The organism is Lelliottia jeotgali, assembly GCF_977070485.1.
On the sequence record NZ_CDRVFO010000028.1, the window covers coordinates 36,461 to 55,973 of the forward strand.

The window sequence follows — 19,513 nt, forward strand, 5'->3', positions numbered from 1 at the left end:
ACACCGAGGTAACACAGATGAGTGCGGCTCCACTGTATCCCGTTCGTCCCGAGGTTGCGGCCACTACCCTGACCGACGAGGCCACCTACAAGGCCATGTACCAGCAATCGGTGATCAACCCGGACGGCTTCTGGCGTGAGCAGGCCCAGCGCATTGACTGGATCAAGCCTTTCACCAAGGTCAAGCAGACTTCCTTCGACGATCATCATGTCGATATCAAGTGGTTTGCCGACGGCACTCTGAACGTCTCCTCCAACTGCCTGGACCGCCACCTCGAAGAGCGTGGCGACCAACTGGCAATCATCTGGGAAGGTGACGACCCTTCCGAACACCGCAACATCACCTACCGCGAACTGCACGAGCAGGTCTGCAAATTCGCCAACGCCCTGCGCGGGCAGGACGTGCACCGTGGGGATGTAGTGACTATCTACATGCCGATGATCCCTGAGGCCGTGGTGGCGATGCTGGCCTGTGCCCGCATCGGTGCGATTCACTCGGTGGTGTTTGGCGGCTTCTCGCCTGAAGCGCTGGCCGGGCGCATCATCGATTGCAAGTCCAAGGTGGTGATCACCGCCGACGAAGGTTTGCGCGGTGGTCGTCGTACTCCGCTCAAGGCCAACGTCGACCTGGCGCTGACCAACCCTGAAACCAGCAGCGTGCAGAAAATCATCGTATGCAAGCGCACCGGTGGTGACATTGCCTGGCACCAGCACCGAGACATCTGGTACGAAGACCTGATGAAGGTAGCTTCCAGCCATTGTGCGCCAAAGGAAATGGGTGCCGAGGAAGCGTTGTTCATTCTTTATACCTCCGGCTCCACCGGCAAGCCTAAGGGCGTGCTGCACACCACGGGGGGTTACCTGGTGTACGCCGCGCTGACCCACGAGCGCGTGTTTGACTACCGGCCCGGCGAGGTCTACTGGTGTACCGCTGACGTCGGTTGGGTCACCGGCCACAGCTACATCGTCTACGGGCCGCTGGCCAACGGTGCGACCACGCTGCTTTTCGAGGGCGTACCGAACTATCCGGACATTACCCGGGTATCGAAGATCGTCGACAAGCACAAGGTCAACATCCTCTACACCGCACCCACCGCGATTCGCGCCATGATGGCCGAAGGGCAGGCGGCCGTTGAGGGTGCCGACGGCTCGAGCCTGCGCCTGCTGGGTTCGGTCGGTGAGCCGATCAACCCTGAGGCCTGGAACTGGTACTACAAGACCGTTGGCAAGGAGCGTTGCCCGATCGTCGACACCTGGTGGCAGACCGAGACCGGCGGCATCCTGATCAGCCCGCTGCCGGGCGCCACGGGCCTCAAGCCGGGTTCTGCGACCCGTCCGTTCTTTGGTGTGGTGCCGGCGCTGGTGGACAACCTGGGCAACCTGATCGATGGTGCCGCCGAGGGCAACCTGGTGATCCTCGATTCCTGGCCGGGCCAGTCGCGGTCGCTGTACGGCGATCATGACCGCTTCGTCGATACCTACTTCAAGACTTTCCGCGGCATGTACTTCACCGGTGACGGTGCGCGCCGTGACGAGGATGGCTACTACTGGATCACGGGCCGGGTGGATGACGTGCTCAACGTTTCCGGCCACCGTATGGGTACCGCAGAGATCGAAAGCGCCATGGTCGCCCATGCCAAAGTGGCTGAAGCTGCGGTGGTGGGCGTGCCACACGATATCAAAGGGCAGGGCATCTATGTGTACGTGACCCTCAATGCCGGCGTGGAGCCCAGCGAGCAGCTACGCCTGGAGCTGAAGAACTGGGTGCGCAAGGAGATCGGCCCGATTGCCTCGCCAGATGTGATCCAGTGGGCGCCAGGGCTGCCGAAGACGCGCTCGGGCAAAATCATGCGACGTATCCTTCGCAAGATCGCCACGGCGGAATACGGCTCGCTAGGTGATATCTCCACCCTGGCCGACCCGGGCGTGGTGCAGCACTTGATTGATACCCACAAGGCAATGAACCTGGCGTCGGCCTGATGAAATGAGCGGGACTGCGGGGCAGTCCTGCTTCAAACGAAAACCCCGCACGGGCAACCGGCGGGGTTTTTGCTTTACTGTTACCCGACATTCATCGGTAACTCTTCTGTCACCGATTACGCACAGCTGCGGGGCGAGCGGGAACACTCATGACCCGTTTCGGTGCGTTTAAGGCGCCATTTTTTGCCGTGCAGCACGCTACACTTGCCGTCGTACAAGGCTTTGCCAATAATAGGCCCAGTAATTGCTAGTTCTAAAGGTTATTTTCCTTGCGCTCTTGCATATCTTGCAAAGGCTGTCAACCTCGCCCGCTGCCGTTTCAAGCGCTTCTGTAAGTAGTTGTCGCTTTGAAGAAATATCGACTACCGGGCTGTCGTTAAAATGCCACTCACTCGCTCGTGGTCTGCGACCTTGGTCGAACCCTGCGCGGCTCGCGTTGTACCCATTCGCATATCGGGCAGTTGTTACTCCTGCCTTGTAATGCCCCGTACCGATGGAGTTACCTGATGAAGAAGCTCGCACTGCTTGGCGCCCTGGCGCTTTCCGTGTTTTCCCTGGTGTCGCAGGCTGATGAAAAACCGTTGAAAATCGGTATCGAAGCGGCCTACCCACCCTTCGCCTTCAAGCAGCCCGACGGCAGCATCGCCGGTTTCGACTACGACATCGGCAACGCCCTGTGTGAAGAGATGAAAGCCAAGTGCACCTGGGTCGAGCAGGAGTTCGACGGCCTGATCCCGGCGCTGAAAGTGCGCAAGATCGACGCCATCCTGTCGTCCATGTCGATCACCGATGACCGCAAGAAATCGGTCGACTTCACCAAGCGCTACTACCTGACCCCTGCGCGCCTGGTGATGAAGGACGGCGCTACCGTCAGCGACAGCCTGGATGAACTCAAGGGCAAGAAGATCGGCGTGCAGCGCGGCTCGATCCACGACCGCTTCGCCAAGGAAGTGCTGGGCGCCAAAGGTGCCACCGTGGTTCCTTACGGCACCCAGAACGAAATCTACCTTGACGTGGCCGCTGGCCGCCTCGACGGCACCGTGGCTGATGCCACACTGCTGGAAGACGGTTTCCTGAAAACCGACGCCGGCAAGGGCTTTGCCTTCGTTGGCCCTTCGTTCACCGACGCGAAATACTTCGGTGACGGTATCGGCATCGCCGTGCGCAAAGGTGATGATGCCAACCGCGAGCGTATCAACAAGGCCATCGACGCGATCCGTGCCAACGGCAAGTACAAGCAGATCCAGGACAAGTACTTCAACTTTGACATCTACGGTCCAGACTCGAACTAAGACGTCGAGTTTCACCTGTGCAATGGTGCAAACAGCAGAGGCTCTGAGGTTTGCACCATTTTTCATTCTTTAGGTCGAGGACCTCATCATGTTGAAAGGCTACGGGGCAGTCATCCTCGACGGGGCGTGGCTGACGCTGCAGCTCGCCCTGTCGTCGATGGCCCTGGCCATTGTGCTCGGCCTGATTGGCGTGGCGCTGCGCTTGTCGCCGGTGCGCTGGCTGGCCTGGTTGGGCGATATGTATTCCACGGTGATCCGGGGTATTCCGGACCTGGTGCTGATCCTGCTGATCTTCTACGGCGGGCAGGACATCATCAACCGTTTGGGGCCGCTGGTGGGCTATGACGACTACATCGACCTGAACCCGCTGGTCGCAGGCATCGGTACCCTGGGCTTCATCTTTGGCGCCTACCTGTCAGAAACCTTCCGCGGTGCGTTCCTGGGTATTCCCAAGGGCCAAGCCGAAGCTGGCGCGGCCTATGGCATGAGCAACCGGCAGGTATTCTTCCGTATTCAGGTACCGCAGATGATCCGACTGGCGATCCCGGGCTTCACCAACAACTGGTTGGTACTGACCAAGGCGACGGCCCTGATTTCGGTGGTCGGCCTGCAGGACATGATGTTCAAGGCCAAGCAGGCGGCAGACGCCACCCGCGAACCCTTCACCTTCTTCCTGGCGGTGGCGGCGTTGTACCTGGTGCTGACCAGTGTCTCGCTGCTGGCACTGAAGTATCTCGAGAAGCGCTACTCGGTGGGCGTCAAGGTGGCTGAGCTATGATTTTCGATTACAACGTCATCTGGGAGGCCATGCCGCTGTACCTCGGCGGCCTGCTCACCACCCTCAAGCTGCTGGCGATATCGCTATTCTTCGGCCTGCTGGTGGCTGTTCCGCTGGGCTTGATGCGGGTGTCCAAGCAGCCGGTGGTCAACCTCACGGCCTGGCTGTACACCTACGTGATCCGCGGCACGCCGATGCTGGTGCAGCTGTTCCTGATCTACTACGGCCTGGCTCAGTTCGAGGCGGTGCGCGAAAGCATCTTCTGGCCATTGCTATCCAGCGCCACGTTTTGTGCGTGCCTGGCATTTGCCGTCAACACCAGTGCCTACACCGCTGAAATCATCGCCGGCAGCCTCAAGGCCACCCCGCACGGCGAGATCGAGGCGGCCAAGGCCATGGGTATGTCCCGCATGAAGATGTACCGTCGCATCCTGCTGCCGTCGGCCCTGCGCCGGGCGTTGCCGCAGTACAGCAACGAAGTGATCATGATGCTGCAGACCACCAGCCTGGCGTCGATCGTGACCCTGATCGACATCACCGGTGCCGCGCGTACGGTCAATGCCCAGTACTACCTGCCTTTCGAGGCCTACATCACGGCGGGCGTGTTCTATCTGTGCCTGACCTTCATCCTGGTGCGCCTGTTCAAGATGGCCGAACGCCGCTGGCTCGGCTACCTGGCGCCGCGCAAGCACTGAACGCTCTGTGAGAACCGACAGCATGTACAAACTAGAAGTCCAAGACCTGCACAAGCGCTACGGCAGCCATGAAGTGCTCAAGGGTGTGTCCCTGGCGGCCAAGGCAGGCGATGTGATCAGCATTATCGGCTCCAGCGGTTCGGGCAAGTCGACCTTCCTGCGCTGCATCAACCTGCTTGAGCAGCCGCACGCCGGCAAGATCCTGCTCAACAACGAAGAGCTGAAGCTGGTCGCCGGCAAGGACGGCGCGCTCAAGGCTGCCGACCCGCGCCAGCTGCAGCGCATGCGCTCACGGCTGTCGATGGTGTTCCAGCATTTCAACCTGTGGTCGCACATGACCGCGCTGGAAAACGTCATCGAGGCGCCGGTGCACGTGCTTGGCGTAAACAAGAAAGAAGCCCTGGAAAAAGCCGAACACTATCTGGCCAAGGTGGGCGTCGCCCATCGCAAGGATGCTTTCCCGGGGCATATGTCCGGCGGTGAGCAGCAGCGTGTGGCGATTGCCCGAGCGCTGGCGATGGAGCCTGAAGTGATGCTGTTCGACGAGCCGACTTCGGCGCTCGACCCCGAACTGGTCGGCGATGTGCTAAAGGTCATGCAGGCCCTGGCCCAGGAAGGCCGGACCATGGTGGTGGTGACCCATGAGATGGGCTTTGCCCGCGAAGTGTCCAACCAGTTGGTGTTCCTGCACAAAGGCCTGGTCGAAGAGACCGGCTGCCCGCGCGAAGTGCTGGCCAACCCGCAATCGGAGCGGCTCAAGCAGTTTCTCTCTGGCAGCCTGAAGTAAAGGCTGCACCTTCGCACCAGAATAGGGCATGCTGCGCAGCAGTGCGCAGTCTGCCTTGGCGCCACAGACTCGAACGACTTCAGGTTTCGGACCTTACCCTATGACCACCCAGCGAATCGGTTTTCTCATCTGGCCAAGCACCAAGCCCTTGACGTTGGCGCTGGCGGAGGAAGTATTGCTGGTGGCCCAGCGGGTACATCCTGATGTGGTTTACGAGCTGGCCTTTATGCAGGCCGAACCTGCGCAGGATGGCGCCTGGCGCCTGCCGGGCGAGCCCTGGAACGGGCGCCTGGAGGGTTGTCACAAGCTGTTCCTGCTCGCTGACGAGCTGCCCCAGGCGCTGGGGTCGGCGCTGTCCTCGGCCCTCAAGCAATTGGCCCGTAGCGGCTGCATTATTGGCGGGCTGTCTGCGGGTGTGTATCCGTTGGCCATGCTCGGCCTGCTCGATGGTTACCGCGCTGCGGTGCATTGGCGCTGGCAAGACGATTTTGCCGAGCGCTTTCCCAAGGTCATCGCCACCAGCCATCTGTTCGATTGGGACCGTGATCGCCTGACCGCTTGCGGCGGTATGGCGGTGACCGACTTGCTGCTGGCGGTGCTGGCGCGTGATCACGGGGCTGAGCTGGCTGGTGCGGTTTCCGAGGAGCTGGTGGTCGAGCGCATTCGTGAGGGGGGGGAGCGCCAGCGCATTCCGCTGCAGAACCGCCTCGGCTCCAGCCATCCGAAGCTGACCCAGGCGGTGCTGTTGATGGAAGCCAACATCGAAGAGCCGCTGACCACTGACGAAATCGCTCAGCATGTATGCGTGTCGCGCAGGCAACTGGAGCGTATCTTCAAGCAGTACCTCAATCGGGTGCCCAGCCAGTATTACCTGGAGTTGCGGCTGAACAAGGCGCGGCAGATGCTGATGCAGACCAGCAAATCGATCATCCAGATCGGCCTTTCCTGTGGCTTCTCCTCCGGCCCGCATTTCTCCAGTGCTTACCGCAATTTCTTTGGCGCCACGCCACGGGAAGACCGCAACCAGCGGCGTAACAGCAGCCCCTTCGAATTGAGTTCGGCGCCTGCCGAAAAGGGCTGAAAGCTTCCTTGCGCAGTGCGCTTCCATCGCCGGCAAGCCGGCTCCCACACTGATCGGGTTGCCGCCGGTACAGCCGGCGTATCTTCTTATGTGAACATCCGTTCACCCAGTCTCGCTCTGCCGTTACACTGCGCGATTGCGACAGTGTTTGTCGCATTGCCGAAAGCCTGGGTAAAACTGGGTTTTGCGCTGTAACAAGTTGTCGCTTGGCCGCAAGGACAGGCGCAGATCAGTCCTTACAATCCCCCCATCGCTCGCCACTTCCAGGCCAGCGTTCCTCTTCAGGAGACTCAGATGTCCGTTGAGCAAGCCCCGGTGCAACGTGCCGATTTCGACCAGGTCATGGTCCCCAACTATTCTCCGGCGGCCTTCATTCCTGTGCGAGGCGAGGGTTCCCGCGTCTGGGACCAGTCGGGTCGCGAACTCATCGACTTTGCCGGTGGCATTGCGGTAAACGCCCTGGGCCACTGCCACCCGGCACTGGTCAAGGCCCTGACCGAGCAGGCCAACACCCTCTGGCACGTTTCCAACGTCTTCACCAACGAGCCAGCACTGCGCCTGGCACACAAACTGGTCGATGCCACCTTTGCCGACCGGGCTTTTTTCTGCAACTCCGGCGCTGAGTCCAACGAGGCCGCTTTCAAGCTGGCCCGTCGTGTCGCCCATGACCGCTTCGGTCCCGACAAGCACGAAATCATCTCCGCCGTGAACAGCTTCCACGGTCGCACGCTGTTCACCGTCAGTGTCGGCGGCCAGCCGAAGTACTCTGACGGTTTCGGCCCGAAGATCACCGGTATCAGTCATGTGCCCTACAACGACCTGGAAGCGCTGAAAGCACAGATTTCCGACAAGACCTGCGCCGTGGTGATCGAGCCGATCCAGGGCGAGAGCGGTGTGGTCCCGGCCGACAAGGCGTACCTGGAAGGCGCCCGCAAGCTGTGTGACGAACACAACGCCCTGCTGATCTTCGATGAAGTGCAGACGGGTGTGGGTCGTACCGGCTCGCTGTACGCCTATCAGCACTACGGCGTGACGCCAGACATCCTGACCAGCGCCAAGAGCCTGGGCGGTGGTTTCCCGATCGGTGCCATGCTCACCACCAGTGAGCTTGCCAAGCATCTGGCGGTCGGCACCCACGGCACTACCTATGGTGGTAACCCGTTGGGCTGCGCCGTTGCCTGCGCGGTGCTGGACGTGATCAACACCCCAGAAACCCTGGCCGGTATCAAAGCCAAGCACGAGCGCTTCAAGGTGCGCCTGGAGAAGATCGGCCAGCAGGCCGGCCTGTTCTCTCAGGTGCGTGGTGTCGGCCTGTTGATCGGCTGCGTGCTGACCGAAGCCTGGCAGGGCAAGGCCAAGGACATCCTCAATGCCGCCGAGAAGGAAGGCGTGATGGTGCTGCAGGCCGGCCCGGACGTGGTGCGCTTCGCGCCGAGCCTGGTGATCGAAGATGCCGATATCGATGAAGGCCTGGACCGCTTCGAGCGGGCTGTGGCCAAACTGACCCAGGCCTGATTCGCCGGGGGTCCCTTCGCCGGCCCCGAGCGGGCCGGCGATAGCAGAATTCCAGTGCGGGCGCGTGCTTGCAGTCTCAACACGCGCCCGCCGTTTTTCCGTGCCGCGAAAGCGGCCAGTTTTTCCAAAGGAGTGACACCATGCTGGTGATGCGCCCCGCGCAAATGGGTGATCTGAACGAAGTGCAGCGCATGGCTGCAGACAGCCCCGTTGGTGTCACTTCGCTGCCGGACGACGCTGCCCGTCTGGGCGACAAGATCGCCGCCTCGGAAACGTCGTTCGCTGCCGAAGTCAGTTTCAATGGCGAAGAAAGCTACTTCTTCGTGCTTGAGGACAGTGTCACCGGCAAGCTCGCCGGTTGCTCGGCAATCGTCGCCTCGGCAGGCTACTCCGAGCCGTTCTACAGTTTTCGTAACGAAACCTTCGTGCACGCCTCCCGCGAACTGAAGATCCACAACAAGATCCACGTCCTGTCACTGTGCCATGACCTCACCGGCAACAGCCTGCTGACCAGCTTCTATGTCCTGCCTGAACTGGTGAACAGTGGCTGGGCCGAGCTGAATTCGCGTGGCCGCTTGCTGTTCATGGCCTCGCACCCGGAGCGCTTTGCCGACTCGGTGGTCACCGAAATCGTCGGTTACAGCGACGAGCAAGGCGAGTCGCCGTTCTGGGATGCCATAGGGCGCAACTTCTTCGACCTCAACTATGCCCACGCCGAGCGCTTGTGCAGCCTGAAGAGCCGTACCTTCCTCGCCGAACTGATGCCGCACTACCCGATCTATGTACCCCTGCTGCCGGACGCTGCGCAGGAAGCCATGGGCCAGGTGCACCCGCGCGCGCAGATCACTTTCGACATCCTCATGCGTGAGGGCTTCGAGACCGAGCACTACATCGACATCTTCGATGGCGGCCCGACCTTGCATGCGCGTGCCTCGGGCATCCGCTCGATCGCCCAGAGCAGGGTGGTGCCGGTCAAGCTCGAGGAACTGCCGGCCAAGGGCGGGCGCCCGTACCTGGTGTGCAACGGCCAACTGCAGGATTACCGCGCGGTGCTGGTCGAACTGGACTGGGTGCCGGGCAAGCCTGTCAGCCTCAGTGCAGAGGCTGCCGAGGCGCTGGGTGTGGGCGAGGGCGCCAGCGTGCGCCTGGTCGCGGTCTGAGGTCTGGGAACAGAGAGTTTTGCGGTAGCTACAGTTGCCGCACAAGGAGATAGCATGATCGTTCGTCCTGTACGCAGCAGCGATTTACCTGCGCTGATCGAATTGGCACGCAGCACCGGTACCACCGGGCTGACCACCTTGCCGGCCAACGAGGAGCGCCTCGGGCATCGTGTCGGCTGGGCCGAGAAGAGCTTCCGTGGTGAAGCCGAGCGCGGTGACACCGACTACCTGTTCGTGCTGGAGAACGACGAAGGCCTGGTGGTCGGCATCAGTGCCATCGCCGGGGCCGTCGGCCTGCGCGAGCCCTGGTACAACTACCGGGTCGGCCTGACCGTCAGCGCCTCGCAGGAGCTGAACATCTATCGCGAAATCCCCACCCTGTTCCTGGCCAACGACCTGACCGGCAACTCCGAACTGTGTTCACTGTTCCTGCGTAGCGACCACCGCTCCGGGCTCAATGGCCGCTTGCTGTCGCGGGCGCGCATGCTGTTCATCGCCGAGTTCCCGGAACTGTTCGGCAACAAGATCATCGCCGAAATGCGTGGCATGTCTGACGAGCAGGGCCGTTCGCCGTTCTGGGAGAGCCTTGGGCGGCACTTTTTCAAGATGGAGTTCAGCCAGGCCGACTATCTCACTGGCGTGGGCAACAAGTCGTTCATTGCCGAGCTGATGCCCAAGTTCCCGTTGTACACCTGCTTCCTGTCGGAGGCTGCGCGCAGCGTCATCGGCCGTGTGCACACCGACACCGAGCCTGCGCTGGCCATGCTCAAGCAGGAAGGCTTCAGCTACCAGGGGTATGTCGACATCTTCGACGCTGGCCCGGCCATCGAGTGCGAAACCTCGAAGATTCGTGCCGTACGCGAGAGCCAGACCCTGGTGCTGGCCGTCGGTACGCCTGGCGATGACGCAACCCCTTACATCATCCACAACCGCAAGCGCGATGACTGCCGTATCACTGCCGCGCCCGCACGTCTGGCTGCGGGCACCCTGGTGGTCGACCCGCAAACCGCCAAGCGCCTGCGTATGGGCGCTGGCGACAATGTGCGCGCCGTGCCGCTGTCGGCAAGCCGGGAGGCCCAGTAAATGACCACGCATTACATCGCCGGCAGCTGGCAGGCCGGCCAGGGTGAAGCCCTGCAGTCGCTCAACCCGGTCACGCAAGCCGTTGTCTGGCAAGGGCAGGGCGCCGATGCCAGCCAGGTCGACGCTGCCGTGCTGGCCGCGCGTCAGGCTTTTCCGGCCTGGGCGCAACTGAGCCTGGAGGCGCGCATCGACGTGCTGGAAAAGTTTGCCGAACAGCTCAAGCAGCATTCCGAGGCACTGGCCTACTGCATTGGCGAGGAAACCGGCAAACCGCTGTGGGAATCGGCTACCGAAGTCACCAGCATGGTCAACAAGGTCGCGATCTCGATACAGAGCTACCGCGAGCGCACGGGCGAGAAAAGCGGCCCGCTAGCCGATGCTACCGCCGTACTGCGGCACAAGCCCCACGGGGTGGTGGCGGTGTTCGGCCCCTACAATTTCCCCGGCCACTTGCCCAATGGTCACATTGTCCCGGCGCTGCTGGCCGGTAACTGTGTGGTGTTCAAGCCCAGCGAACTGACCCCCAAGGTCGCCGAGCTGACAGTCAATTGCTGGATCGCCGCGGGCCTGCCGGCCGGTGTGCTCAACCTGGTGCAGGGCGCACGTGAAACGGGCGTGGCGCTGGCTGCCAACCCAGGTATCGATGGCTTGTTCTTCACTGGCTCAAGCCGTACCGGCAACCTGCTTCATCAGCAGTTTGCCGGCCGTCCGGACAAGATCCTCGCCCTGGAAATGGGCGGCAACAACCCGTTGGTGGTGGATGAGGTCAAGGACCTCGACGCGGCGGTATACACGATCATCCAGTCGGCGTTCATCTCCGCTGGGCAGCGCTGCACCTGTGCTCGCCGCCTGCTGGTGCCGCAGGGCGCATGGGGCGATGCGCTGGTCATACGGTTGGTCGAGGTGTGCAAAAGCATCACGGTCGGCGCTTTTGATCAGCAGCCGGCACCCTTCATGGGTTCGGTGATTTCGCTGCAGGCTGCGCGGGCGCTGGTCGCGGCGCAGTCTGAGCTGCTCGCCAAGGGCGCTACCCAGTTGCTGGAGATGACCCAGCCCCAGGCCGATGCCGCACTGCTGACCCCGGGCATCATCGATGTCACCGCCGTGGCGGACCGGCCCGACGAAGAGTTTTTCGGCCCGCTGCTGCAGGTGATTCGTTACGCCGACTTCGATGCTGCCATCGACGAGGCCAACAACACTCAGTACGGTCTGGCCGCCGGCCTGTTGTCCGACTCCCGTGCCCGCTACCAGTACTTCTGGCTGCGCAGCCGCGCCGGCATCGTCAACTGGAACAAGCAACTGACCGGTGCCGCCAGCAGCGCGCCGTTCGGGGGGATAGGCGCCAGTGGCAATCATCGCGCCAGCGCCTATTACGCCGCCGACTACTGCGCTTACCCCGTGGCTTCGCTGGAGACTGCCAGCCTTGCCCTGCCGGCGACCCTGACGCCGGGCGTCACCCTATAACAACAGGTCACGGAGCCTAGCCGATGAAATCCTATGAAGTGAATTTTGATGGCCTGGTGGGGCCTACCCACAATTACGGCGGCCTGTCCTACGGTAACGTTGCCTCGCAGAGCAACAGCCAGCAGGCCTCGAACCCGCGTGAAGCGGCGCGCCAAGGCCTGGCAAAGATGAAAGCGCTGGCCGACATGGGCTTCAAGCAGGGTGTGCTGGCGCCGCAGGAGCGCCCCGACGTAGCGGCTTTACGCCGCCTGGGCTTCAGCGGCAGCGATGCCGAAGTCATCCAGCGCGCGGCCAAAGAGGCCATGCCGCTGTTGGTCGCCAGCTGTTCGGCATCGAGCATGTGGGTGGCCAACGCGGCCACCGTCAGCCCTAGCGCCGACACCGCTGATGGCCGCGTGCATTTCACTGCGGCCAACCTCAACTGCAAGTACCACCGTAGCATCGAGCATCCGACCACCAGCCGTGTGCTGGCTGCCATGTTCAGCAATGAGCAGCACTTTGCCCATCACCCGGCGCTGCCTGCCGTGGCGCAGTTCGGCGACGAGGGCGCGGCCAACCATACGCGCTTCTGTCGCAGCTACGGCGAGGCGGGCGTTGAGTTTTTCGTCTACGGTCGCAGCGCGTTCGACAGCCGCTATCCCGCGCCGCAGAAGTATCCGGCGCGCCAGACCCTGGAAGCTTCACAGGCCGTAGCACGGCTTCATGGTCTGAGCGATGACGGTGTGGTCTACGCTCAACAGAATCCGTCAGTGATCGATCAGGGTGTATTCCACAACGATGTGATTTCGGTGGGCAATGGCGAGGTGCTGTTCTACCACGAAGATGCTTTCCTCGAGACTGACGCGGTGCTTGGCCAGCTGCAGGCTAAACTGGCCAGCAAGGGTGGCAACTTCCAGGCCATCCGTGTGCCACGGGCAGCGGTGGCGGTAGAGGATGCGGTGCGTTCCTACCTGTTCAACAGCCAGCTGCTCAGCCGCGACGACGGCTCGATGCTGCTGGTAGTGCCGGAAGAGTGCCGCAACAATGAGCGCGTCTGGGCTTACCTGCAGCAACTGACCAGCCAGGGTGGCGCGGTAAAGGAGGTCAAGGTATTTGACCTCAAGCAAAGCATGCAGAACGGCGGCGGCCCGGCGTGCCTGCGCTTGCGCGTGGCTTTGAAGGAATCGGAACTGGCGGCGGTCAATCCAGGCGTTATCATGACCGCCCCGCTGTACGACACACTGTTGCAGTGGGTCGACAAGCACTACCGCGACCGCCTGGGCGAAGCGGACCTTGCCGACCCGCAGTTGCTGGTTGAATGCCGTACGGCGCTGGATGAGTTGACCCAGATTCTGAAGTTGGGCTCGGTCTATCCGTTCCAACGCCAACCTTGAAGAGAGATTTTGTAATGACCGACGCCCTGCGCCTGATCCTTGAAGATGTAGACGGCACCCAGCTGGAAACCTCCTGCACCCGCTTCGCCGTTGTCTGGCAGGGCAAGGAAGTGTGGATTCAGCAAGACGGCCGTGGCCAATTGCTGATCGGTGTCGACGTCGATGAGAACGACACCGAGTACGCCAACCTGCTGCTGCGCCCGATGGCTACCAACCTGGTCAGCCTGCAGCTGGAGATGGAGCCGGCAGAAGCCGGTGAAGACGATGATCACGTCCATGGCCCTGACTGCGGCCACGACCACTAAGGAAGCGCCTATGCTCGCCCTTGGCAAATTGCTTGAGCTGACCCTGACCGATCACGAGCCGGCCGAGAAGACCCAAGTTACACCCAAGGGCGTACGTTTACGCTGGCTGGGGGAGGGCGCACTTGAGGTGCGTCCGCCCGAAGGCGACGATTGCGGGTTGGACCTGCTGCTGTCGGCCGGTATCCATGGCAATGAAACAGCGCCGATCGAATTGCTCGAACGGCTGTTGCATGGCGTGGCCAATGGCAAGATCAAGCCGCGTTCGCGTGTGATGTTCCTGTTCGGCAACCCTGCGGCCATCCGCAAAGGCGAGCGCTTCATCGAGCAGGACATCAACCGCCTGTTCAATGGTCGTCATGAGCTTTCCAGTGGTTTCGAGGCATTGCGTGCCGCGGAACTTGAGCAGTTCGCCCGGGTGTTCTTCAGCAAGCCCGAGCGTGCTCGCCTTCATTACGACCTGCATACCGCCATTCGTGGCTCCAAGATCGAGCAGTTTGCCCTATACCCCTATAAAGAGGGGCGCAAGCATTCTCGTCGCGAGCTGGCTCGCCTGGCTGCTGCCGGCATGGAGGCGGTGCTGCTGCAGAGCAAGTCATCGATCACCTTCAGTGCCTTCACCTATGAGCAGCTAGATGCCGAGGCATTCACCCTGGAGCTGGGCAAGGCACGGCCGTTCGGGCAGAACGAGCAGGTCAACCTCGACAAGCTGGAGGAGCGCCTGATCCAGATCATCGAAGGCAACGAACCTGAGGCCGGAGACTCGCTCGATGGTCTTAAACTGTTCAGTGTGGCTCGCGAGATCATAAAGCACAGTGAGGGCTTCCGCCTGCACCTGCCGGTGGATATCGAGAACTTCTCCGAGCTGAGCAAAGGTTATCTGCTGGCCGAGGACCTGGCCGAAATGCGCTGGGTGGTGGAGGAGGAGGGGGCGCGGATCATCTTTCCCAATCCCAAGGTCAAGAACGGGCTGCGCGCCGGCATTCTCATCGTCCCGGACTCGGGGCAGCGTCTGGACTGAGTTTGCGCATTCCCTTGCAGAAGCGGCTTTGTGTCGCGCAAGGGCGCTTCTACAAAGGCCAGTCGTCGCTGAATGCTGCCCATGAAAACCATTTAATTCACCGCCTGTTCCATTTTCCCTTCCCTTGAGCGGTAATTGGCTTGCCAGCGGCAAAAGCCTGCATTTAGCATCCGGTCATGTCATTTTCGTTTGCATGAGCCTGAAAAGCCGTCCAATCGACGCTTTGCATCGCATAAACACACTGCACCGAGATTGCAGGACCGATATAATGCGGCCCTTTGCCGTCGTTTCGTCGACGCGTTTGCCCCCAGGGGCCGCCGTTTCCGTGGAAGAACCTATGAAAAGCGCAGAAATCCGTGAAGCCTTCCTTCGCTTCTTCGAAGAGCAGGGCCATACCCGAGTCGCCTCCAGTTCGCTGATCCCGAACAACGACCCGACCCTGCTGTTCACCAACGCAGGCATGAACCAGTTCAAGGACTGCTTCCTCGGTGCCGAGAAGCGCGCCTACACCCGTGCGGTCAGCAGCCAGAAGTGCGTGCGCGCCGGCGGCAAGCATAACGACCTGGAAAACGTCGGTTACACCGCGCGTCACCACACCTTCTTCGAGATGCTGGGCAACTTCAGCTTCGGCGACTATTTCAAGCGCGATGCGATCACTTTCGCCTGGACCTTCCTGACTTCCGACAAGTGGCTGAACCTGCCCAAGGAAAAGCTCTGGGTCACCGTCTACGCCAGCGACGACGAAGCCTACGACATCTGGACCAAGGAAGTCGGCGTGCCGGCCGAGCGCATGGTGCGCATCGGTGACAACAAAGGCGCCCCTTACGCCTCCGACAACTTCTGGACCATGGGCGACACCGGCCCGTGTGGCCCTTGCACCGAGATCTTCTACGACCACGGTGCCGATATCTGGGGCGGCCCACCCGGTTCCCCTGAAGAAGACGGCGACCGCTACATCGAGATCTGGAACAACGTCTTCATGCAGTTCAACCGCACTGCCGATGGCGTGCTGCACCCGCTGCCAGCGCCGTCGGTGGATACCGGCATGGGCCTGGAGCGCATCAGTGCGGTCATGCAGCACGTGCACTCGAACTACGAGATCGACCTGTTCCAGAACCTGCTGAGCGCTGCGGCCAAGGCCATCGGCTGCAGCAACGACGGTCAGGCTTCGCTGAAAGTCGTGGCAGACCACATCCGCTCTTGCGGCTTCCTGATCGCAGACGGCGTGCTGCCCTCCAACGAAGGCCGTGGCTACGTGCTGCGCCGCATCATTCGTCGTGCCTGCCGTCACGGTAACAAGCTGGGCGCCAAGGGCAGCTTCTTCTACCAGATCGTCGCCGCCTTGGCTGCCGAGATGGGCGAGGCGTTCCCGGAGCTCAAGAGCCAGCAAGCGCACATCGAGCGCGTGCTCAAGGCCGAAGAAGAACAGTTCGCCAAGACCCTCGAGCAGGGCCTGCGCATCCTCGAGCAGGATCTGGCCCAGCTCAAGGGCGACGTAGTGCCGGGTGACGTGGTGTTCAAGCTGTACGACACCTACGGCTTCCCGATGGACCTGACCGCCGACATCGCCCGCGAGCGCGAGCTGACCATCGATGAAGCGGGCTTCGAGCGTGAAATGGATGCCCAGCGTGAGCGCGCCCGTTCCGCCAGTGCCTTCGGCATGGATTACAACAGCCTGGTCAAGGTCGACACCGCTACCGACTTCGTCGGCTACAACGCCACCGAAGGTCAGGGCAAGGTCATTGCCCTGTACAAGGACGGCCAGTCGGTCGACCAGTTGGGCGAGGGCGAGCAGGGCGTCGTGGTGCTGGACCGCACCCCGTTCTATGCCGAGTCCGGTGGCCAGGTTGGTGACACCGGCTACCTGCAGTCGGGCGCCGTACGCTTTGACGTGCAGGACACCACCAAGACCGGCGGCGCTTTCCTGCACCATGGCGTGGTCGCCAGCGGCGCGCTGGTGATCGGTTCTCCGGTCGAAGCCAAGGTCGATGCCGACGTGCAGCACGCCACCTCGCTGAACCACTCTGCCACGCACCTGCTGCACGAAGCGCTGCGTCAGGTACTGGGCGAGCACGTGCAGCAGAAGGGCTCGCTGGTCGACAGCCAGCGTCTGCGTTTCGACTTCAGCCACTTCGAGGCGGTGACGCCTGCGCAGATCAAGGCACTGGAAGACATCGTCAACCGCGAAGTGCGCAAGAACACCCCGGTGGAAACTGAAATCACCGATATCGAAACCGCCAAGCGCAAAGGCGCGATGGCCCTGTTTGGCGAGAAATACGGCGATACCGTGCGCGTGCTGAGCATGGGTGGCGATTTCTCCGTCGAGCTGTGCGGCGGGATCCACGCCAAGCGCACCGGCGATATCAGCCTGTTCAAGATCATCAGCGAAGGTGGCGTGGCCTCTGGCGTGCGCCGTATCGAAGCGGTTACCGGCGCTGCCGCGCTGGCTTACCTGAACGCTGCCGAAGAGCAGGTCAAGGAAGCCGCGCAGCTGATCAAGGGCAACCGTGACAACCTGATCGACAAGCTGTCGGCTGTGCTCGAGCGCAACCGTCAGCTGGAGAAGCAGCTGGAACAGCTGCAGGCCAAGGCCGCCAGCGCCGCAGGGGACGATCTCTCCAGTGCGGCTGTTGAGGTCAAGGGTGCCAAGGTCCTCGCCGCCCGCCTGGATGGGCAGGATGGCAAGGCCCTGCTGGCCCTGGTTGATCAGCTGAAGAACAAGCTCGGCCACGCAGTGATCCTGCTGGGCAGCGAGCATGAGGGCAAGGTCGTGCTGGTGGCCGGCGTGACCAAAGACCTCTCCAGCCAACTCAAGGCTGGTGACCTGATGAAACAAGCCGCTGCGGCAGTGGGCGGCAAGGGCGGTGGCCGTCCGGACATGGCTCAAGGCGGTGGCGTCGACGTCGCTGCACTGGACCAGGCCCTGGCGCTGGCCGTGCCGTTCGCAGAGCAGGGACTTTGAGATGGAGGGGCCGGTGGTCTAGTCATCGGCCCCTCCATGTTGGATGGTTTTTTTGAGGCCCTGTATGGGCTGAGGCACCATTGAAATGGCGTTGATCGTACAGAAATTTGGCGGCACCTCTGTCGGTTCCATCGAGCGGATCGAGCAGGTTGCCGACAAGGTCAAGAAACACCGTGAAGCGGGCGACGACCTGGTTGTTGTGCTGTCGGCCATGAGTGGCGAAACCAATCGCCTGATCGACCTGGCCAAGCAGATCACCGATCAGCCGGTTCCGCGTGAGCTGGACGTGATCGTGTCCACCGGCGAGCAGGTCACCATTGCCCTGCTGGCCATGGCCTTGATCAAGCGTGGCGTGCCGGCGGTGTCCTACACCGGCAACCAGGTGCGCATCCTCACCGACAGCGCGCACAACAAAGCACGCATCCTGCAGATCGACGACCAGAAGATTCGCGCCGACCTCAAGGAAGGGCGTGTGGTGGTTGTAGCCGGTTTCCAGGGGGTCGACGAGCACGGCAGCATCACTACCCTGGGCCGCGGCGGCTCCGATACCACTGGCGTGGCCCTGGCGGCCGCGCTCAAGGCTGACGAGTGCCAGATCTACACCGATGTCGATGGCGTCTACACCACTGACCCGCGCGTCGTGCCGCAGGCGCGCCGCCTGGAGAAGATCACCTTCGAAGAGATGCTGGAAATGGCCAGCCTCGGGTCCAAGGTGCTGCAGATCCGCTCGGTGGAATTCGCCGGCAAGTACAACGTTCCGCTGCGCGTGCTGCACAGCTTCAAGGAGGGTCCAGGTACCCTCATTACCATTGATGAAGAGGAATCCATGGAACAGCCGATCATTTCCGGTATCGCCTTCAACCGTGATGAAGCCAAGCTGACCATTCGCGGCGTACCGGACACTCCGGGCGTCGCTTTCAAGATCCTCGGCCCGATCAGCGCCTCGAACATCGAAGTGGACATGATCGTGCAGAACGTCTCGCACGATAACACCACCGACTTCACCTTTACCGTGCACCGCAACGAGTACGAGAAGGCCCACAACGTGCTGGAAAACACCGCACGTGAAATCGGTGCCCGCGAAGTGATCGGCGATACCAAGATTGCCAAGGTATCGATCGTCGGTGTTGGCATGCGTTCCCACGCAGGTGTTGCCAGCCGCATGTTCGAAGCCCTGGCCAAGGAGAGCATCAACATCCAGATGATCTCCACTTCCGAGATCAAGGTGTCGGTAGTCATCGAAGAGAAGTACCTGGAGCTGGCCGTGCGCGCGCTGCATACCGCGTTCGAGCTTGACGCTCCGGCCCGACAGGGCGAGTAAGGCGTTGCCTTGAGGGGCGCGGCTTGCCGCGCCCTTCGCGTTTCTGCTCGTCACGCAGGCCCTGTCCTGCCAGCGTGACGCGCTACGGGGCCCTGTGTCGTCGTCCACGACCAGGCCCGGTTGTTCCCAGACTGTTATCCCTGAATGTCTTGCGTAAGGAGAAAGCTATGTTGATTCTGACTCGTCGGTGCGCCGAGAGCCTGATCATTGGAGATGGCGAGATCACCGTGACGGTGCTCGGCGTCAAAGGAAACCAGGTGCGCATCGGCGTCAGCGCCCCCAAGGAAGTGGCCGTTCACCGCGAGGAAATCTACCTGCGGATCAAGAAAGAGAAGGATGAGGAGCCAAGCCTTTAATTTTTTTGAAGTTTTTTTCAAAAAAAGGGTTGCAAACGAGGAAGAGCCTGTTTAATATTCGCCTCGTGTTGCGGTGAGGTGGCCGAGTGGCCGAAGGCGCTCCCCTGCTAAGGGAGTATACCTCATAAGGGTATCGGGGGTTCGAATCCCCCCTTCACCGCCATTATTCGCTTAGGGCGCTGTAATCGGTAAGAACGCTAAGTCGTTGAAGTTAAACGAAAAAGTTCTTGCAAAAATGTTTCAGCGACCTATAATGCGCGGCAAGACACGGACTCATAGCTCAGCTGGATAGAGTACTCGGCTACGAACCGAGCGGTCGGAGGTTCGAATCCTCCTGAGTCCGC

At 61.5% G+C, this 19,513-nt stretch carries 16 protein-coding genes and 2 tRNA genes; all 18 read left to right on the forward strand.

The features are described from left to right. Positions 1 to 17 precede the first annotated feature (17 nt). The 18 genes from acs (at position 18) to ACW4TB_RS26760 (ending at position 19,512) form a co-directional block, all read left to right on the forward strand. The gene (gene acs / locus ACW4TB_RS26675; RefSeq protein WP_012315604.1) at positions 18 to 1,979 is read left to right on the forward strand and encodes an acetate--CoA ligase; all 1,962 of its coding nucleotides are present in this window, start codon (positions 18 to 20) and stop codon (positions 1,977 to 1,979) included. Between the two features lie 506 nt (positions 1,980 to 2,485). Beyond that, positions 2,486 to 3,271 carry an ABC transporter substrate-binding protein gene (locus tag ACW4TB_RS26680; protein WP_012315603.1) on the forward strand — a complete coding sequence of 262 codons (786 nt, stop codon included), beginning with the start codon at positions 2,486 to 2,488 and terminating at the stop codon, positions 3,269 to 3,271. Between the two features lie 88 nt (positions 3,272 to 3,359). After that, complete coding sequence (locus tag ACW4TB_RS26685) at positions 3,360 to 4,049, forward strand: ABC transporter permease (RefSeq protein ID WP_012315602.1); 690 nt, start codon at positions 3,360 to 3,362, stop codon at positions 4,047 to 4,049. After that, positions 4,046 to 4,744: an ABC transporter permease gene (locus tag ACW4TB_RS26690; RefSeq protein WP_012315601.1), complete on the forward strand. Its 699-nt coding sequence runs from the start codon at positions 4,046 to 4,048 to the stop codon at positions 4,742 to 4,744. The genes ACW4TB_RS26685 and ACW4TB_RS26690 overlap by 4 nt, the downstream gene beginning before the upstream one ends. A 22-nt stretch (positions 4,745 to 4,766) precedes the next feature. Next, complete coding sequence (gene aotP / locus ACW4TB_RS26695; RefSeq protein ID WP_012315600.1) at positions 4,767 to 5,531, forward strand: arginine/ornithine transport ATP-binding protein AotP; 765 nt, start codon at positions 4,767 to 4,769, stop codon at positions 5,529 to 5,531. A gap of 100 nt (positions 5,532 to 5,631) precedes the next feature. Beyond that, the gene (gene argR, locus ACW4TB_RS26700) at positions 5,632 to 6,612 is read left to right on the forward strand and encodes a transcriptional regulator ArgR (protein ID WP_012315599.1); all 981 of its coding nucleotides are present in this window, start codon (positions 5,632 to 5,634) and stop codon (positions 6,610 to 6,612) included. A gap of 294 nt (positions 6,613 to 6,906) precedes the next feature. Further along, the gene (locus ACW4TB_RS26705) at positions 6,907 to 8,127 is read left to right on the forward strand and encodes an aspartate aminotransferase family protein (protein ID WP_012315598.1); all 1,221 of its coding nucleotides are present in this window, start codon (positions 6,907 to 6,909) and stop codon (positions 8,125 to 8,127) included. A gap of 140 nt (positions 8,128 to 8,267) precedes the next feature. Further along, the gene (aruF, locus tag ACW4TB_RS26710; RefSeq protein ID WP_455828682.1) at positions 8,268 to 9,287 is read left to right on the forward strand and encodes an arginine/ornithine succinyltransferase subunit alpha; all 1,020 of its coding nucleotides are present in this window, start codon (positions 8,268 to 8,270) and stop codon (positions 9,285 to 9,287) included. A 54-nt stretch (positions 9,288 to 9,341) separates the two neighbouring features. Then, positions 9,342 to 10,370 carry an arginine N-succinyltransferase gene (astA, locus tag ACW4TB_RS26715; protein WP_012315596.1) on the forward strand — a complete coding sequence of 343 codons (1,029 nt, stop codon included), beginning with the start codon at positions 9,342 to 9,344 and terminating at the stop codon, positions 10,368 to 10,370. Further along, positions 10,371 to 11,834 carry a succinylglutamate-semialdehyde dehydrogenase gene (gene astD / locus ACW4TB_RS26720; RefSeq protein WP_254466246.1) on the forward strand — a complete coding sequence of 488 codons (1,464 nt, stop codon included), beginning with the start codon at positions 10,371 to 10,373 and terminating at the stop codon, positions 11,832 to 11,834. It abuts the gene before it with no gap. 23 nt (positions 11,835 to 11,857) lie between these two features. Next, entirely contained in the window at positions 11,858 to 13,207 is a 1,350-nt protein-coding gene (gene astB / locus ACW4TB_RS26725; protein WP_012315594.1) for an N-succinylarginine dihydrolase, read from the forward strand. Positions 13,208 to 13,221: 14 nt separating this feature from the next. Beyond that, positions 13,222 to 13,512 (forward strand): hypothetical protein, encoded by a 291-nt coding sequence (locus tag ACW4TB_RS26730; RefSeq protein ID WP_012315593.1) that lies wholly within the window; start codon positions 13,222 to 13,224, stop codon positions 13,510 to 13,512. A 10-nt stretch (positions 13,513 to 13,522) separates the two neighbouring features. Then, positions 13,523 to 14,530, forward strand: a complete 1,008-nt coding sequence (gene astE / locus ACW4TB_RS26735) for a succinylglutamate desuccinylase (protein WP_012315592.1) — start codon at positions 13,523 to 13,525, stop codon at positions 14,528 to 14,530. A 337-nt stretch (positions 14,531 to 14,867) separates the two neighbouring features. Then, complete coding sequence (alaS, locus tag ACW4TB_RS26740) at positions 14,868 to 17,492, forward strand: alanine--tRNA ligase (RefSeq protein WP_042111640.1); 2,625 nt, start codon at positions 14,868 to 14,870, stop codon at positions 17,490 to 17,492. An 85-nt stretch (positions 17,493 to 17,577) separates the two neighbouring features. Then, positions 17,578 to 18,813 carry an aspartate kinase gene (locus ACW4TB_RS26745; protein ID WP_012315590.1) on the forward strand — a complete coding sequence of 412 codons (1,236 nt, stop codon included), beginning with the start codon at positions 17,578 to 17,580 and terminating at the stop codon, positions 18,811 to 18,813. A gap of 167 nt (positions 18,814 to 18,980) precedes the next feature. Then, on the forward strand, positions 18,981 to 19,169 hold the full coding sequence (csrA, locus tag ACW4TB_RS26750; RefSeq protein ID WP_003254503.1) for a carbon storage regulator CsrA: 189 nt from the start codon (positions 18,981 to 18,983) through the stop codon (positions 19,167 to 19,169). Between the two features lie 72 nt (positions 19,170 to 19,241). Continuing rightward, positions 19,242 to 19,332, forward strand: a tRNA-Ser gene (locus ACW4TB_RS26755). Positions 19,333 to 19,438: 106 nt separating this feature from the next. Next, a tRNA-Arg gene (locus ACW4TB_RS26760) sits at positions 19,439 to 19,512 on the forward strand. Position 19,513: the final 1 nt, after the last annotated feature.

Coding starts and splice junctions, on each gene's coding strand:
- astD (WP_254466246.1), top strand. CDS start 10,371: ATGACCACGCATTACATCGCCGGCAGCTGGCAGGCCGGCCAGGGTGAA.
- ACW4TB_RS26745 (WP_012315590.1), top strand. CDS start 17,578: ATGGCGTTGATCGTACAGAAATTTGGCGGCACCTCTGTCGGTTCCATC.
- ACW4TB_RS26685 (WP_012315602.1), top strand. CDS start 3,360: ATGTTGAAAGGCTACGGGGCAGTCATCCTCGACGGGGCGTGGCTGACG.
- astB (WP_012315594.1), top strand. CDS start 11,858: ATGAAATCCTATGAAGTGAATTTTGATGGCCTGGTGGGGCCTACCCAC.
- alaS (WP_042111640.1), top strand. CDS start 14,868: ATGAAAAGCGCAGAAATCCGTGAAGCCTTCCTTCGCTTCTTCGAAGAG.
- aruF (WP_455828682.1), top strand. CDS start 8,268: ATGCTGGTGATGCGCCCCGCGCAAATGGGTGATCTGAACGAAGTGCAG.
- astA (WP_012315596.1), top strand. CDS start 9,342: ATGATCGTTCGTCCTGTACGCAGCAGCGATTTACCTGCGCTGATCGAA.
- argR (WP_012315599.1), top strand. CDS start 5,632: ATGACCACCCAGCGAATCGGTTTTCTCATCTGGCCAAGCACCAAGCCC.
- ACW4TB_RS26730 (WP_012315593.1), top strand. CDS start 13,222: ATGACCGACGCCCTGCGCCTGATCCTTGAAGATGTAGACGGCACCCAG.
- ACW4TB_RS26690 (WP_012315601.1), top strand. CDS start 4,046: ATGATTTTCGATTACAACGTCATCTGGGAGGCCATGCCGCTGTACCTC.
- ACW4TB_RS26680 (WP_012315603.1), top strand. CDS start 2,486: ATGAAGAAGCTCGCACTGCTTGGCGCCCTGGCGCTTTCCGTGTTTTCC.
- ACW4TB_RS26705 (WP_012315598.1), top strand. CDS start 6,907: ATGTCCGTTGAGCAAGCCCCGGTGCAACGTGCCGATTTCGACCAGGTC.
- csrA (WP_003254503.1), top strand. CDS start 18,981: ATGTTGATTCTGACTCGTCGGTGCGCCGAGAGCCTGATCATTGGAGAT.
- astE (WP_012315592.1), top strand. CDS start 13,523: ATGCTCGCCCTTGGCAAATTGCTTGAGCTGACCCTGACCGATCACGAG.
- acs (WP_012315604.1), top strand. CDS start 18: ATGAGTGCGGCTCCACTGTATCCCGTTCGTCCCGAGGTTGCGGCCACT.
- aotP (WP_012315600.1), top strand. CDS start 4,767: ATGTACAAACTAGAAGTCCAAGACCTGCACAAGCGCTACGGCAGCCAT.